Source organism: Pseudomonas gingeri (genome assembly GCF_013386115.1).
Classification (GTDB): Bacteria; Pseudomonadota; Gammaproteobacteria; order Pseudomonadales; family Pseudomonadaceae; genus Aquipseudomonas; species Aquipseudomonas gingeri.
The window spans coordinates 566,639-581,283 of sequence record NZ_JACAOR010000014.1; the positions used below are offsets into that span (position 1 = coordinate 566,639).

Annotated in this window: 12 protein-coding genes; 6 read left to right on the forward strand and 6 right to left on the reverse strand. The window is 53.3% G+C overall.

The features are described from left to right. Window positions 1-82 precede the first annotated feature (82 nt). Window positions 83-487 carry a hypothetical protein gene (locus HX881_RS29295; protein ID WP_017127195.1) on the forward strand — a complete coding sequence of 135 codons (405 nt, stop codon included), beginning with the start codon at window positions 83-85 and terminating at the stop codon, window positions 485-487. A 306-nt stretch (window positions 488-793) separates the two neighbouring features. Here HX881_RS29295 and HX881_RS29300 read toward each other — a convergent pair whose 3' ends face one another. Then, window positions 794-1,138 carry a DUF6124 family protein gene (locus HX881_RS29300; RefSeq protein WP_177088036.1) on the reverse strand — a complete coding sequence of 115 codons (345 nt, stop codon included), beginning with the start codon at window positions 1,136-1,138 and terminating at the stop codon, window positions 794-796. 634 nt (window positions 1,139-1,772) lie between these two features. Between HX881_RS29300 and HX881_RS29305 the strand changes: the two genes are divergently transcribed. After that, window positions 1,773-3,653 carry an AAA family ATPase gene (locus HX881_RS29305; protein WP_177088038.1) on the forward strand — a complete coding sequence of 627 codons (1,881 nt, stop codon included), beginning with the start codon at window positions 1,773-1,775 and terminating at the stop codon, window positions 3,651-3,653. Window positions 3,654-4,327: 674 nt separating this feature from the next. Here the strand turns inward: HX881_RS29305 and HX881_RS29310 are convergent. From HX881_RS29310 to HX881_RS29320, 3 genes are all read right to left on the reverse strand, one after another. Further along, window positions 4,328-4,765 (reverse strand): hypothetical protein, encoded by a 438-nt coding sequence (locus HX881_RS29310; protein ID WP_246356603.1) that lies wholly within the window; start codon window positions 4,763-4,765, stop codon window positions 4,328-4,330. 1,363 nt (window positions 4,766-6,128) lie between these two features. Beyond that, window positions 6,129-7,127 carry a DUF4238 domain-containing protein gene (locus HX881_RS29315; protein ID WP_177088042.1) on the reverse strand — a complete coding sequence of 333 codons (999 nt, stop codon included), beginning with the start codon at window positions 7,125-7,127 and terminating at the stop codon, window positions 6,129-6,131. A 135-nt stretch (window positions 7,128-7,262) separates the two neighbouring features. Then, a complete protein-coding gene (locus tag HX881_RS29320) occupies window positions 7,263-8,288 on the reverse strand; it encodes a hypothetical protein (RefSeq protein ID WP_177088044.1) in 1,026 nt (341 codons plus the stop codon). Window positions 8,289-9,036: 748 nt separating this feature from the next. Here HX881_RS29320 and HX881_RS29325 point away from each other — a divergent pair. The 3 genes from HX881_RS29325 (at window position 9,037) to HX881_RS29335 (ending at window position 10,528) form a co-directional block, all read left to right on the forward strand. Continuing rightward, window positions 9,037-9,627, forward strand: coding sequence for a hypothetical protein (locus HX881_RS29325; protein WP_218171795.1), 591 nt, complete (start codon window positions 9,037-9,039; stop codon window positions 9,625-9,627). 123 nt (window positions 9,628-9,750) lie between these two features. Continuing rightward, the gene (locus HX881_RS29330) at window positions 9,751-10,260 is read left to right on the forward strand and encodes a transporter suffix domain-containing protein (RefSeq protein ID WP_017126657.1); all 510 of its coding nucleotides are present in this window, start codon (window positions 9,751-9,753) and stop codon (window positions 10,258-10,260) included. Between the two features lie 106 nt (window positions 10,261-10,366). Next, complete coding sequence (locus HX881_RS29335) at window positions 10,367-10,528, forward strand: DUF2986 domain-containing protein (RefSeq protein WP_017126656.1); 162 nt, start codon at window positions 10,367-10,369, stop codon at window positions 10,526-10,528. Window positions 10,529-10,586: 58 nt separating this feature from the next. Here HX881_RS29335 and HX881_RS29340 read toward each other — a convergent pair whose 3' ends face one another. Beyond that, window positions 10,587-11,981: a sensor histidine kinase gene (locus HX881_RS29340; protein ID WP_177066085.1), complete on the reverse strand. Its 1,395-nt coding sequence runs from the start codon at window positions 11,979-11,981 to the stop codon at window positions 10,587-10,589. Further along, complete coding sequence (locus HX881_RS29345; RefSeq protein WP_017126654.1) at window positions 11,959-12,642, reverse strand: response regulator transcription factor; 684 nt, start codon at window positions 12,640-12,642, stop codon at window positions 11,959-11,961. The genes HX881_RS29340 and HX881_RS29345 overlap by 23 nt, the downstream gene beginning before the upstream one ends. A gap of 322 nt (window positions 12,643-12,964) precedes the next feature. Here HX881_RS29345 and HX881_RS29350 point away from each other — a divergent pair, with 322 nt between their 5' ends. Then, window positions 12,965-14,584: a glucan biosynthesis protein D gene (locus HX881_RS29350; protein ID WP_042935493.1), complete on the forward strand. Its 1,620-nt coding sequence runs from the start codon at window positions 12,965-12,967 to the stop codon at window positions 14,582-14,584. The last annotated feature ends 61 nt before the right edge of the window (window positions 14,585-14,645 follow it).

Sequence of the window (14,645 nt, forward strand, 5' to 3'; positions counted from 1 at the left end):
TTCCATCGAGGGAGCAGCGCCGATGTCTACTACCGTATCACCCGCTGGTAGCGGGCCGAGCAGTCCGAAAGCGTCAAGTTCCGTGTTTGACAGCACGCTGGACACGGCCAAGTCCAGCCAGGTCATTGCCGACTACATGCGCAAGAATGGCAAGTCGGCGATCACCAAGCAGGAGCTTTCTCAACTGGCCAACGACACCTCGGGCAAGGTTCCCGCCAACGTCTCCGAAGCGGCCAAGTACATGGAGCGCCATCCCGACGTCTTTACCGCCATCGAAACCCATGACGTGGCCGGGGCCGACAACCTGTCCGGCGTCTGGAACTTCGACTGGGCCGCCAACGGTGGGCTCAAGGGTACGGCGACCGACGCCATTGCCAAGATGCAGGACACCTTCGATATGGCGATCGCCAAGTCGGCGAAAATCACCGAACTCAGCACGGCCAAAAAGGCCGAGTTGGATGCGACCAAGCAACGGCCCAGCAACTGAGCCCTGGCTTGCTGCGCTGATCGTTCCCACGCTCCGCGTGGGAATGCAGCCCGTGACGCTCTGCGTCACATCACAGATGTCGGCAAAAGAAACGGGAAGCCTTTGCCGATCGTTCCCACGCTCTGCGTGGGAACGCAGCCCGTGACGCTCTGCGTCACATCACACATGCCGGCAAAAGAAACGGGAAGCCTTTGCCGATCAATCCCACGCTCTGCGTGGGAATGCAGCCCGTGACGCTCTGCGTCACATCACACATACCGGCAAAAGAAACGGGAAGCCTTGCTTCCCGTTCATCCCTGAGCGCTGTCAGCTACCGATGCTGGCGGGCTGCTTATCCAGCACCGCATCGATCCACACCTGCGCCATCTCGATCAAATGCACCACACCCATCGCCACCTTGCGGTTGGCCCCGGTCTGGTTGTCGGCGTTTTCATAGGCGGTGGCCGCGGCGGATTGCAGGAGTGAATAGGCGTTTACCAGGGCGTCTTCCTGGGTTGCCAGGGCGGAGAGCTGATTGGAGGGTGGTGTGATAGGTACGGGTTTCGATATGGCCTTCGGCCCGAGGTTGTAGTGGGAGAGGGCGCGGTCGGCAAGCCGAGCGTCGATGTTGGTGCTGGGCGTTGCAGGCGGGTTGGGGGTGGGTTTGAACATGGTTTCGATACTCCTAGTGCAAGTTAAGGAGCCGTCACCATCGCTACCAAACGATTCAGGGGTGGCGGCCGTACGCAGGTTGGTAGACCGGTGCACTAGGAACCCGGCGCGTCCGAGGACGCCCTGCGCACGGCCACCATAAAGCCGAGGCCGAAAAAAAGCGCCTTGCTCAAGGTGGCGCTTTGCGCCTAGTTACACCGAGGGCTACCAAACCCTGTCACTGATGTGCAGTGACGAGTCGAAGCCTAGCGGTGTGATCAGGCGCAAACAAGCGTTCGGGATTTTCTAGGAAATTTCAGGCGAGGGAAAGGGAGTTGTCCTGCGGTTTCGCGAATTGGGGAGCAGGAGTGGGCGTTCTCAAGCGCTCGCTTTCGGCCAGAAGCGGCCCTTCATATGCGACTTACCCCTCCTGTGCTCACTCTAGGCTTTTAGGGCTACTGGAAATCCTGGGTTACTCATAGCTCAATGACCAGCGCGGCCCGCGATATTGCGAACGGTTGTCTGCGGACATTCAGCGCAATTACTGCTTTCAAAATAAAAGTCTTGACCTTCACAATGATAGTGGCATTCTGATGCTTACTGCTCACCAGTGTCTTTAATTGCTTTAGAAAAAACGATCAGGGAGTGATGTTTTATGCCGACGATAGAAACTTTCACAATTAAGAACTTTAAGGGAATTGAAATGGTTTCTGTCGATCTCGAAGATCGGATTGACTGTCCCGTAATTACTTTGATTGGGCTTAATGAGAGCGGAAAGACAACAATTCTTGAGGCTCTGTCTCACTTTGTAAGTGGTGATAAGTTCGTGTCAGCACTTTTTGATGGGGTTCACTCAAAAACATATGGTGCAGCGCTGATTCCAATCCATAAAAAAGCGGCATTCTCTTCGTCTATCAGCATTTCTGCGAAGGTACGCCTTCAGGATGAAGATATCAATGAGTTGCATGAGATCGCCGCATCCCAAAAATTAGAGCTGGATAGCAATTCGGTATTGTCAATATTCGAAATACGGCGAGAATATGATTTTGAAGATAGTGTGTTAAAAGAAACAAACAACATTTGGAATTTTAAGCCAAAAGTTCGAAGAAGCAAAAAGACTGCATTTAAAGCCTATGCGAGGCCAAAAAATAAGGATACGCCTGACTTTTGGCTGAATTGCGCAGAGCACTTAACGAAAAAGCTACCGCAAATTTCTTATTTTCCGACATTTTTAGTAGACATGCCCTCAAGAATTTACCTTCAAGAGCATGAGGCGGAAAAGCCTATAAACCGTTATTACAGACTAGCGTTTCAAAATATACTGAATAGTCTTAGTGAGGATCTAAGTGTTGATCGGCATGTATGCCAAAGAATAGCGGATTATAAAGCATCGCAAGGTGCTAAAGGATGGTACTCCACATTTTTTGGAAGCCCTAGCAAAGCACCAATTGATTCAGTGTTTCAAAAAATATCTAACGCAGTTACTCGCGAGGTTTTGGGGAGTTGGCAGAGGGTTTTTCAACGACCAATATCTGCAAAAAATATTTTTGTTGAGTGGAATGTTGACTCTGAGAAAGACGATATGCCATATGCATCCTTTCACTTATCTGATGGTGAGTCTAGGTATTCGATAAGTGAGCGTTCATTAGGCTTTCGGTGGTTCTTTTCATTTCTGCTGTTCACGTCATTCAAGCAGGCTCAGTCGAGGCCAACTATATTCATGTTTGATGAGCCAGCCGCAAATCTTCACGCAAAAGCTCAAGCCGAGTTGCTTACAAGCTTCTCCAGAATAGCGTCTGGGGGAAACAGAGTGATTTATTCTACGCACAGTCATCATATGATAAATCCAAGATGGCTGAGTGGTGCGTGCATTGTTGAAAACACAGCGATTGATTACGATCAAGACGATAATTTTGGATTTAACGCGAAACCTACTAACGTTAAATTGACGAAGTATAGAGAGTTTGTTTCTAAGTATCCATCGCGAGCCAGCTATTTCCAGCCCGTCATAGAAAAATTACAATACGTCTCTCCGGAAATAATTGGCACTCCCCCCTATGTCATTGTTGAGGGGGTTTCTGATTATTATGCATTGCGAATTGCCCAATTAACTACTGGTAAAAAATACTCCTACAGCCTAATTCCCGGGGTTGGCTCAGGAGCTTCAGGGCCGCTAATTAGCCAAATTATGGGTCGTGGAGAGAACTTCGTAGTGTTGCTTGACGATGATAAGGCGGGAATAAAAGAGCGCGAACGTTACCGCTCAGAGTGGTACCTCTCTGATTGCCAAGTGCTTACAATTAGCTCCGTTAGTGGCGCGTATAAGGGGGCAAGCTTAGAAGCATTGCTTGGTTCTGAGGCTGAAGACGCAATTAAGCTTGCTCTGGAACTTAAAGCCAAACCCTCCAAGAAGCAGATAGGCTGGTATTTGGCTGAACGATGCGCCATCGCTGATATAGGGGAAGAAGTTCTACCTGCTTCAGTTTTGCTACGTTTAAGGGAGGTTCTGGACTTTCTTGAGAGAAAGTTCTCTTAGGGCAACAGTAAGTAGAATTACCTAGCGCTATCAGACGTTACATATAAGTATTTTAACTTATAAAACGCATTCGAATTACTCTTTTCTTAGATTGAGTATTCGCATCGACTCCGACACTAATTCGCGTGCCTGATCGAAAACGATTCGCACGCGAAGTCGACATCACACTGACTTCAAAAATCGCTAGCCAATTGCATGACTTCGACAGTCAATCGCGTCCTCCGGTACCTATTCGCATGCTCGACAGTCATCCGCGATTACGAAGGAGCCTAGATTGCGGAGGCGAATAGGCATGGCCGCCTCAGAGAGCCGAAAATCGCACTCGACACACCCGCCTTCAAATGCGAGGTTGCCGCGTAAGCGAGGAGCTCTTTCACAAACAGGCATCTTCGAACTATGAAGCTGATCCCAAACAACAGCGAGTCGCCCCTAGTTTGGTACGCACCATTGAGCGGCAGCTTTTGGCCGATTCTGTTGAAAAAATCGGTCTCGGCTTTCACGACAGAAAAGTACGCGTCTGAGATTGAAAACCGTATTTTGAGCAGAGGGTACAGGACTCAGATTTCACGCAGCAGCGTGCAAAAATGACGTTTTCACCGCTCAATGCATGGACCGCCAGCCCGGGTCGACTGTTTTCAACAGAATCGGCCATAAGCGGCCGCTGAATACAGTTATTAGCTTGGTGACTTGCGTAAGTTCTCCACCCGAGCGTGTTCAAGCGCGTTCAATAGCGCATCAGAAAGTTCACGACGAGAGACGATGACGCCCTCACTTACCTGCCAGGCGATGCCAAGGTTAAAAGAAAACCCAGGATAGGCGATATGACTGTCTGTCTTCTTATGGATTGATGCTGGCTCAAATTTTGCCAAAGGAACTCTTACACGAGCAAACCTTGTTTTGACCTGCCTGAAATTCTCAAAAACCTGAGATGGATCATTACACTGATTTTCTGACATTCGCTGAGTCAACGTTCGGACAACTTCATAGGCGCCAAGTACCCATAGGTATGACTGGGTCACATGTCCTTGAATATCCTCATAATCGGGTGAGATGTTTTTTTGGCAGTAGTAATCCACAAGCTTTTCATCAGTTTCATATAACTTAATGTCCATGTCCCCGAGACTCTGAACTAGCCCCATTAGATGTGGTTCGAACCTCATCAACCCAATAGAAACCTTTATCCATCGCTGAAAGCGATCGTCCTCGTCAAAAACCATATTCCCTCCCTAAAAACTCACTGAGGCTATGTGCTGACCAACTCAATCTCATCTTACGCTCCCTACCGTCGTCCCTCGTCAGGTCCGCCAATGCCTAAGCTCTTCGTCCAAACCCTGATCCTGATGATATCCCAAGAACTGGCGAGGAAGACTGGCGGCTCTGGGGTGGAAGCGATCGGACGCGAACAGCTGCTTTCGGCCAGCGGTCCATGAACCGGCCGCTTGCCCCTGTGGCAGAGCGCTCGATGATTTGCTGCTAGTCTCCAGTGGTTTTTGGCCTTCCGTTTTTTAACGCGACACTTTGTTTTAGAAAAGTGAACGCATCGTCCCTAATTGAATCGTGAGAATTTGAGACATGGACAATCGGCACCCTGTGCAGAGCGAGCATGTCGAAGTGCTTTTGTAGGCCCTGGAACGAGACAAAGATGGGCTGCTTAAGCTAGGCATGGAAGTTGTTGGCCCTTCTGGCAGTCCAATGTATCCATTGGACTGGATGGTGTTCGCTGCCATTAAGCGAAGTGTTAGCACCTCGAGTGCTCTGGCGGCAATGGTCAGGACCTGAAATATGGTTTGTGTGCGCTCATTGTTGCGAATGCACATAGATATGGCACTGCAATTTTCAGCTGCCTAGTTTACACCTGATCCGCATGCATTTGCCACAAATGTGATGAAAGGGGAGCCAATAAAGAAAATGAAAGATCGAAGTGGCAAACAGCAGATGTCAGACGCGTTCCTTGTTGAAACGAATAAAGGGGAGTACCCATGGCTTCCCGATGTTTACAGAAACCTCTATGGATACGTGCATTTCTCAGGTTTACATATCATCGGTTCGATCTCTAGTTTCGAGGATGCAACCCGAACCATCGAGTTTGAGAGTTTGAGATATCTGCTACTGATTCGAAATTTCATGAGTTCAGTTGAGTTGAAGTTTTGACTGTTTCAGGAGGTCGACCTCGGCCCTTTTCTGGTATCTCCAAGAGTATGCCGACACAAAAAAGCTCACTCCAGCTGAATTGAAGACACTGCGTAGTAACAGATAGCAATGTTGCAATCTTCAAAGATCGCGAAGGGACACCGTGAGAAAAGGTGTCTTCATCGCTTATGACCTGATCCGCAAGGCGTACGGGCGCATCGCGGGTGTTGCGAAGGGTACAGCAGCGCGTTGTGACCGAACTCGTGCACCGGGTACCGTTGCCTCTGAAGGGCAGGAATCATCGAGTCGTAACTATGTGTAGTAGAGACCGATTGGCCTATTCAGTCAGACTATAACATGGTCATCACGAGTTCTTTTGTAACGCCGTCCGATGTACTGTTTGAAGGGTAGAATTGCGTTTTCACTATCGCCAATGATGTGCGTCATGGATTGAGCGGCAACTTTGGTATTCAGTTCCTGGACGGTAGCCTCATCAACTTCATTTCTACCCGGCATGAATCGTTCGGAATTGCAGATTGTGTACGCGATCCTCGGCGAGATCGGGTAGTAGAAGTCAACATACTCAGGTGCGGTGAATTCTGTCTCTGAGACACAAGAGTGCACGTTGACTACAGGATGATCGGACGTGATGAAAGGCACTTTAGTGTCATTCACCAGTAATGAATGCCTATTCTGGTGGCGGCTTACGTACAGGCTGAAGCCGATACTCATCCCAAACATGTAGCTTAAGAACCACCATGCATGCGCCATAGCATCGGCCACTTCAATTTCAAGGGCGTTGCTCCGTGGTTGAACCTGGATCACGCCATCTCGGAAAGTTTTCGTGCGGGAGATCTGATGACCGAAGAACATCATGAACTCGATCATGTGCTGTTTATCTTGCAGTACATCGAGCTTTTCATCAGCGAGCGCTGCTAACACTGGCAATGCCTTTTCTTCGTGGGATGCGTGGAGATTTTCCAGTAAGTTGCACTTCATCGCATGAAGATGCAGCTCGGCTTTCTGATCCCGAATGCCAGATTTACGGTAGATGGTCTCGAGCTGCTGCATCTTAAGAAAGTCATTAAGATACGACATGTGCTGTTGATGAAGATGGTCGGGGCTTTTTCTGGAGAGGTCTTTAATCACCTGAACATCCATGTTGGTAAGCATGGTGGTCTTGTAGAAATAGTCGTCAACAACTATGGCTCGCACGCTGTCGTGGGCAATCTTTCCAGTTTTCGTGGTGTAGAAAACATTCTTCGTACCGCGGCCCCAGCGGGTCAGGTATTTCGCCCAAACGTAATGGTGACGCTTCTTGGCTTCAAAGTCTTTGCGCGACATGGTCGTCCTTTCCATTGGGTGTTGGCTCGCAAGCTCTCAGCTTGCTAGGCTCCGGCCAGCAAATCAAATGCCTGCTCGGAGGTGACTGCTCGCGTGTGAAATCACACCCGGATGCCAGCTCAGATCGCTGTAAAGTTAAAATGGTTTTAGCCTTGAATAAAATCCAGCACTTAAGCTTGCATAATACTTAATCGGGCAGTTCGGCTTTATGTCTGCCTCGTCGTGTTGATATATTGAAAACATTCCATCACTGGGTAAGTTTTCGGAAATACAGAAGATGAGGATTTCCTCTAAAAAATAAAGCATGTTATTTAGGTAGGTGTCAAGCTCTTGATGAATGGGAACGAAGGATTCTTGTACATTTATTTTATTTGTAAGATCGTAGCTCCAAGTCGGGAGCGAGAATTTATTGCCAGGATGAAGCTTTATATTTTCTATGGTAAGAGATTGGCCTGGCCCAGGGTGCTCAATAGCATTCCGGCACTCCGACAATCTACGAATCCAAAATATGTCATTGCCGAGGGTTGAAGATAGTTTTTTTAAAGTAGGGCGATTCCGCTGCAGCCATTTTATATGCTTGTTGAAATGTGCCTCATCTCGCGCCCCCAAAGGCAATTCCGTAAATAGACTTATTAGTTTAAAGCAATCTATTAAAAACTGTTTTCCGACCAAAAGAAAAGATTTCGCGTCATTTTCTAAGTTTTTAACTTTAGCGAGCGGTGGAATAGCGCGATTGGATTTGTTCCGCTCAATGATGATGTCACATTTTTGCATGACCTCATCAAGCTGCTCACGAATATTAGACTCAAACTGTGCACAGAGCAGTAGTTGCTCGTTTAGACTCCACACTTGCTCCAGAAGCTTCGGCTTTATGGAGTCCTCAGAAAAAACTTTATCAATAATTGGTTTAAACTGAAGAAAGATCCTGGCTACATAGGGAGAGGTAGCGCCAAACGATGCTATTTTTTCATACGTGTGCCCTGTATCTGGTTGGGTTTTTTGTGGGTCAGTTGAATCAGCAGTTAACAGCTTGTAAATACTGTTCCCTTTGAATATTAGAGGTAATGCATCATTAATGTTTTCCATTGCTATTATTTCAGACTCATCAATCAAGTCAGGATCATTAATCGAAATGGAAAAGGCATCGTCTCTTTCCTGCATAAGCTAAACATTCCTTTATTAGTGGTCCGACTGGTAATAAAAGCACTCCGATCTTGCCCAGGCGGCGTTTCTTGGAATGACCAGGCGGCCGCTTGCATTGAAAGTTTCAGAACTCTCGCTGCCCAGACAGAACTTACAGATAGTAATCGAGGTGATTGATTCGTGTCTAACGGATAGGCAGCGGCCAATACATGGCGGCTTTTGGCATTTACGTACCCACTTACCAATATTCGCTATGGTCCACGTCGTCTATGACTGCGCGCAACGCATAGCTGTAATAGGCACCATCGATCACATCGAATTCGAATCGGAGACAGTCCTCATTGATTGGCTTCTTTTGGCTGTGGATTCAACCGGTCACGACCGATAGAAAACAGCCAGATATCCCCCTGCTATGGCTATCGCGTGTCGGTCGCGCTGGGAGTCCAGTCCTCGTAGAGGTTGCACCTTGAGCCAGCCGCGTGCGGCATACATCGAGGTGAAGCCGAGCGCCTGTGCATCCGCCGAGGCAGCGATGGCGCTCGTCGGGATAGAGACCGACACCGGAGACGCCGTACGTGCCGGCCACGCCAGGCGCTTCCTCATAGAGGGGCATGACGTCATGACTTTCCAGGGCCGCACTCTTGATGGCTCGACCGCTTGAGCCCGCAGTTCGAAGAAGCCTTATACTGGCGGTCCGCAGCAAGACTTCATCGCGAATACGGCGAATGGAAAAGGACCTGCATTCACTGAGCAAGAGAGCGATCCCATGTTATCTGCACAACAGGCCTGCACTATCGTGCTCGCCCTATACGACGGCGTTCTCAGGGATGGAGAACCTGAGCGTTTTGTCATTCAGTCTTGTGAGCTGTCCGCGAATGGCGACTATTGGGTGGTTCGTAGCAATAGCGAAGATTGTGTCGTGCGCGGTATGACGGAATATTGCTACGTCGGCGTCGACGCCCACTTGGTCGACGTCATTAGCGGAGCGATTGAGACGGTCGCCAGTGGTGGCAGTGTTGAGGAATACCTGCAAGACCTGTATGACCTGCGTGCGGCGGCAGGTCATTTGTATGTGCTGACCCCAGCATTTTTCGTCGACGATAAACCCGCGATGATCAACTTGCGGCAAAAACTGGCGCGCACCTATCCGCAAACGCTGACTCTGCTTTCAGGAGAGCGCCGGCAATGGCTCACCGGTAGGCGCAGGCACCTTCAAGATGCACAGCGATTACTGGCGGACCACGGGGTAGCGACAAATGTCGAACTGTTACCCGACGCGACTGGAGCGATATGCATAGGGGTCGAACATTGGCACATCGATGCCGTGCTCAAGGCAATTCGCAACAGACTGCTCTAAACGCCCGGTGTTCTCAATCGGCCTCGTCACTGCCTGACGAAGACAGCTTGGCATGCTATATCAGCTGCTACGCTTTTCGGCGTGCCAACACTCTGCAGCGACCCATTAAAAAGGTGCATCATCATGACGACCCAACCCCATTCGGCCGGCTGGCGTTTCAAGCTGGGTATCGTGATTCTTTGTCTCATGCTGGGATCGTGGCTGATGGTTCCACTGGTGGCTGCCTTGGGTATGCCGGGGTCAAGAATTGCCGCGCTGACGGGTATCCTGTTTATCAGTAACAAGGTCCTGCTGATCCTGGTTATCGCTGTCATGGGCAAGGCCGGGTTCCAGCAGTTGAAGCGCAGCGTGTTCGGCTACGTGACGTCACTGGCACCGAGCCTGGACACTGAAGTTGGCCCGGTGCGGCATCGCGTCGGTCTCGTCATGTTTTGCCTGCCGCTGATCGCGGCCCTTCTTGAACCCTACGTCGATATTATCTGGCCGGGGTTGCGGCCAAACCTCTGGCAGTTTCAGCTGTTGGGCGATCTCATGCTGATCGGCAGTTTTTTTGTGCTGGGGGGCAATTTCTGGGACAAGGTGCGAGCCTTGTTCATTCGCACCGCGCGAGTGGCCACTACCGAGGCGGCGTGACCTGTCTCCTGGCAAGCGTGGTCCATGGCGAAGCCGTGACCCAGAGAGTCTGGTTCAATATTTGAGTCTGGTATCATTCCAGCCTCTGCAAACCGAGTAGAAATACATGAATCGCCGTAAAAAAATAAAACAGCTTCTGGATGCTCACGCCAAAAAGGCCAGTGCCAAGCTGGCACCGAAGAACAAGCCTAAATACATCAGCAAGGCTGATCGCTTGAAACTGGATGCTGAGTCCAGTCAGGACTCGATCATTTCCTCTGAAAGCTGATCCATGTATTTCAAGCGCCATCGCTCACTGAGCACTGATATCGCTGACCACGCAGAACTCAATCCACCGCAATCAAACTGTCCTTGCACTCCAGAATCAACCGCGCCCCGGCCCGGTCACTGGTACCGATCTCCAGGCTGAAGCCGTGCAGATTGATGATCGCCGCGACAATCGATAACCCGAGGCCAAAGCCGCTGTGCTGGCTACCGTCGTCGCAGCGATAGAAGCGCTGGAACACCGCGTCGCGCTCGGATGGCGGTATGCCGGGACCCGAGTCCATCACTTCGATCCGTGTGCTGCCGCCATCGTTGGCTGCCAGCAACACCACCTCACCGCCCGGTGGGGTGAATTTGATCGAGTTGCTGAGCAGGTTCGCCAGTGCCTCGAACAGCAGGGCGCGGTCGCCGGTGATAAACGGCAGCGCCTCCGGCAGGTCCAGGCGCATGCTGATTTCCGCTTCTTCGGCCAGTGGCAGGTAGAAGTCGTACAGCTCGCGCAGCAACGGCAGCGGGTCGAGCACGACAAAGCCCGAGCGACGCTGATGGTCTTCCAGCTCGGAAATCCGCAACAGCCCCTTGAAACGGGCCATCAGAGTGTCGGTTTCGGCGATCACGCCGTCCAGTTGCAGGGCCTCGGGCGAGTCTTCCGGGGCCTGTTGCTGGATGCGGTAGAGCTGGGCACGCAGGCGGGTGAGGGGCGTGCGCAGGTCGTGGGCGATGTTGTCGCAGACGCCCTTGACCTCGTTCATCAGCCGTTCGATACGATCGAGCATGGCGTTGACGATGGCCGCCAGCATATCCAGTTCGTCCCGTCGGTTGGACAGCGGCAGGCGATGACCGAGGTCGCCGGCGACGATGGCTTCGGCGCTGGCCTGGATCGCCCGGATCCGGCGGATCGGTTGCCGCCTGAGCAGGTGCCAGCCGGCCACGCCGGGCAGGATGGTCAGCGACACCGCCCAGAACAGCGCGTGCAGGATGATCCGGGTCACGCCGAACAACGAGCCGTTGTCGCGCACCAGCAACAACCAGCTACCGTCATGGGTCTGGGTGGCGACGGCGTCGCAGCTGTCCTGGGGCAGGTTGGGGTCGTCGGAGTCGATGCAGTTGGCCAGTTCGTGGATGCGGCCGTCCATGATCAGGTCCGGCGGCATTTCCAGGATTGGCCCGCTGAGGTGCATTTTCTGCGCATTGAACAGGCCGTAGGCGTCCACGCCACGCATGTCGAAGGTCATGCTGGTGGTCAGGGCGTCCACCAGCTGCTGGCCCTGGAAGCGTGAGAACAGATGCTGGCGCTGCATCAGCGAATGCCGCGCCAGGGTGTTGAGGTAACCGGAAACCTCGTAGTAGAGCACGCCCATCAGGCTGCAGCTCCAGGCCACGAAGAGAAAACTGTACAGCGCCAGCATACGGCTGGTGGATGAGCGCCAGCCCTTAGAGGGGTTCGGCAATGACATAACCCGAGCCTCGCACGGTGCGGATCAGTGGCGCCAGGCCCGGACCGTCGATTTTCTTGCGCAGGCGACCGATATGCACGTCGATGAGGTTGGTGCCCGGGTCGAAATGATAACCCCAGACTTCCTCGAAGATCATCATCCGCGACAGGATCTGCCCGGTGTTGCGCATCAGGAATTCCAGCAGCTTGTACTCGGTGGGCAGCAGGCTCAGCAGTTGCTCGGCCCGGGAGGCTTCGCGGCTGATCAGGTTGAGTTCCAGGTCGGCGACCCGCAGCGAGGTTTCGAATTCCCGTGCCGGGCTCTTGCGCCGCAGCAGTACTTCCACCCGCGCGGCCATTTCGTCCGAGGCGAACGGCTTGGTCAGGTAGTCGTCGCCGCCGGCCCGCAGTCCGCGCACGCGCTCGTCGACATCGGACAGGGCGCTGATCATCAGGATCGGCGTGGCGACGCCGATGGTCCGCAGGGTAGTGACGATGGCCAGGCCGTCGAGCTCCGGCAGCATGCGATCGAGGGTGATCAGGTCATAGTCGCCGCTCACGGCGCGCACCAGGCCCTCACGGCCATTGTCCACCCAATCCACTTCAAGCCCGTGGCTGCTCAGCTCGGCCACGATTTCCTTGGCGGTTACAGCATCATCTTCGATGGTCAGGATGCGGGTCATTGCAGTTGCCTCGTACGAACCTTCACAGCAGGTGTGGGATTTTGCCAAGAAAGAGGTGAAGACTTTCTGAATAAATCTTCATGTCGGGCCTGGCGGTCGCTAAGGGGGCGCCCCGAAATCGGATCAGGGCTAGAAACATCTAGCCACACCTTTGCTGAATGGAGGCTGTCGTCAAGTTTTGCAAAGCCATTGCGAACGTTCATCAGGATTTGGTATCTGTTTGTCGGTAGCCGCGTTTGCTCGCCGTCATGAGCGAATGCTTCTTTAGTCCGGTGCCGTGCAGCCGCCAGGCATCCGGAACGTCCCCAGTACAGGTCTCTTTATGCATCGCCGCAATCTCCTGAAAGCTTCCATGGCCCTGGCGGCCTATACCGGCCTGTCGGCCAGCGGTTTGTTCGCGGCCAGGGCGCTTGCCGCCACCGCGGACGGTGACATCGAACACTTTGATTTCGAGGCGTTGCAGACCCACGCGAAGAAACTCGCGAGCAATCCTTATGTCAGCACCCGGCAGGTGCTGCCGCCGACCCTGGCGAACATGACCCCGCAGCAGTTCAATGCCATCCAGTACGACGCGAAGCATTCGTTGTGGAACGAACTCAAGGGCCAGCTGGACGTGCAGTTCTTCCACGTCGGCATGGGTTTCAAGCAACCGGTGCGCATGTACAGCGTCGATGCCCAGACCCGCCAGGCGCGGGAGGTGCACTTCCGTCCGCCGCTGTTCAACTACGCCAACAGTGGTGTCGATCAGTCCCAGCTCAAGGGCGACCTGGGTTTCTCCGGCTTCAAGCTGTTCAAGGCCCCGGAGATCGACAAACACGATATCCTCTCGTTTCTCGGCGCCAGCTATTTCCGCGCGGTGGACAAGACCGGCCAGTACGGCCTCTCGGCCCGCGGACTGGCCATTGACACCTATGCGCAGAAGCGCGAGGAGTTCCCGGACTTCACCAAGTTCTGGTTCGAGACGCCGGGCAAGGAAAGCACTCGCTTCGTGGTCTATGCCTTGCTCGATTCGCCGAGCGCCACCGGTGCCTATCGGTTTGATATCGATTGCCAGGCCGAACAGGTGGTGATGGCGGTCGATGCCCATGTCAACGCCCGGGTCGCCATCGAGCAACTGGGTATCGCGCCGATGACCAGCATGTTCAGTTGCGGCACCCATGAGCGGCGCATGTGCGACACCATCCACCCGCAGATCCACGATTCCGACCGCCTGGCGATGTGGCGAGGCAATGGCGAGTGGATCTGCCGACCGCTGAACAACCCGGCGAAACTGCAGTTCAATGCCTTCGCCGACAAGGACCCGAAGGGGTTCGGCCTGGTGCAGACCGACCATGAGTTCGCCAGCTACCAGGACACGGTCGACTGGTACAGTCGTCGGCCGAGCCTGTGGGTCGAGCCGACCACCCCCTGGGGCGAGGGCTCGGTGGACCTGCTGGAGATCCCGACCACGGGCGAGACCCTGGACAATATCGTCGCCTTCTGGACGCCGAAGCAGCCGGTCAAGGCCGGCGATTCGCTGAACTACGGCTACAAATTGTACTGGAGTGCCTTGCCGCCGGTGGGCACGCCCCTGGCGCGGGTGCATGCGACCCGTTCGGGCATGGGCGGCTTTATCGAGGGCTGGGCGCCGGGCGAGCATTATCCGGAGGTCTGGGCGCGGCGCTTTGCCGTGGATTTCAACGGCGGCGGGCTGGAGCGGTTGCCGGAGGGCACCGGGATCGAGCCGGTGGTCACTACGTCGAATGGGCAGGTGAAGGATTTCAATGTCCTCAAGCTGGACGAGATCGGCGGTTATCGCGTGACGTTCGACTGGTACCCGACCAATGACAGCGTCGATCCGGTGGAGCTGCGGCTGTTTATCCGCACCCAGGACCGGACGCTGAGCGAGACCTGGTTGTATCAGTATTTCCCGCCGGCACCGGATAAGCGCCGTTATCCCTGAAGGACGCCAGGCATCCCTTGAACAAGGGGGTGCCTGTTAGGGCCTATTCGCGGGCAAGCCC

Excerpts from the sequence above, each read along its gene's own strand:
- HX881_RS29300 (WP_177088036.1), bottom strand. The coding sequence starts at position 1,138 with ATGTTCAAACCCACCCCCAACCCGCCTGCAACGCCCAGCACCAACATC.
- HX881_RS29305 (WP_177088038.1), top strand. The coding sequence starts at position 1,773 with ATGCCGACGATAGAAACTTTCACAATTAAGAACTTTAAGGGAATTGAA.
- HX881_RS29310 (WP_246356603.1), bottom strand. The coding sequence starts at position 4,765 with ATGGACATTAAGTTATATGAAACTGATGAAAAGCTTGTGGATTACTAC.
- HX881_RS29315 (WP_177088042.1), bottom strand. The coding sequence starts at position 7,127 with ATGTCGCGCAAAGACTTTGAAGCCAAGAAGCGTCACCATTACGTTTGG.
- HX881_RS29320 (WP_177088044.1), bottom strand. The coding sequence starts at position 8,288 with ATGCAGGAAAGAGACGATGCCTTTTCCATTTCGATTAATGATCCTGAC.
- HX881_RS29325 (WP_218171795.1), top strand. The coding sequence starts at position 9,037 with ATGTTATCTGCACAACAGGCCTGCACTATCGTGCTCGCCCTATACGAC.
- HX881_RS29330 (WP_017126657.1), top strand. The coding sequence starts at position 9,751 with ATGACGACCCAACCCCATTCGGCCGGCTGGCGTTTCAAGCTGGGTATC.
- HX881_RS29335 (WP_017126656.1), top strand. The coding sequence starts at position 10,367 with ATGAATCGCCGTAAAAAAATAAAACAGCTTCTGGATGCTCACGCCAAA.
- HX881_RS29340 (WP_177066085.1), bottom strand. The coding sequence starts at position 11,981 with ATGTCATTGCCGAACCCCTCTAAGGGCTGGCGCTCATCCACCAGCCGT.
- HX881_RS29345 (WP_017126654.1), bottom strand. The coding sequence starts at position 12,642 with ATGACCCGCATCCTGACCATCGAAGATGATGCTGTAACCGCCAAGGAA.
- HX881_RS29350 (WP_042935493.1), top strand. The coding sequence starts at position 12,965 with ATGCATCGCCGCAATCTCCTGAAAGCTTCCATGGCCCTGGCGGCCTAT.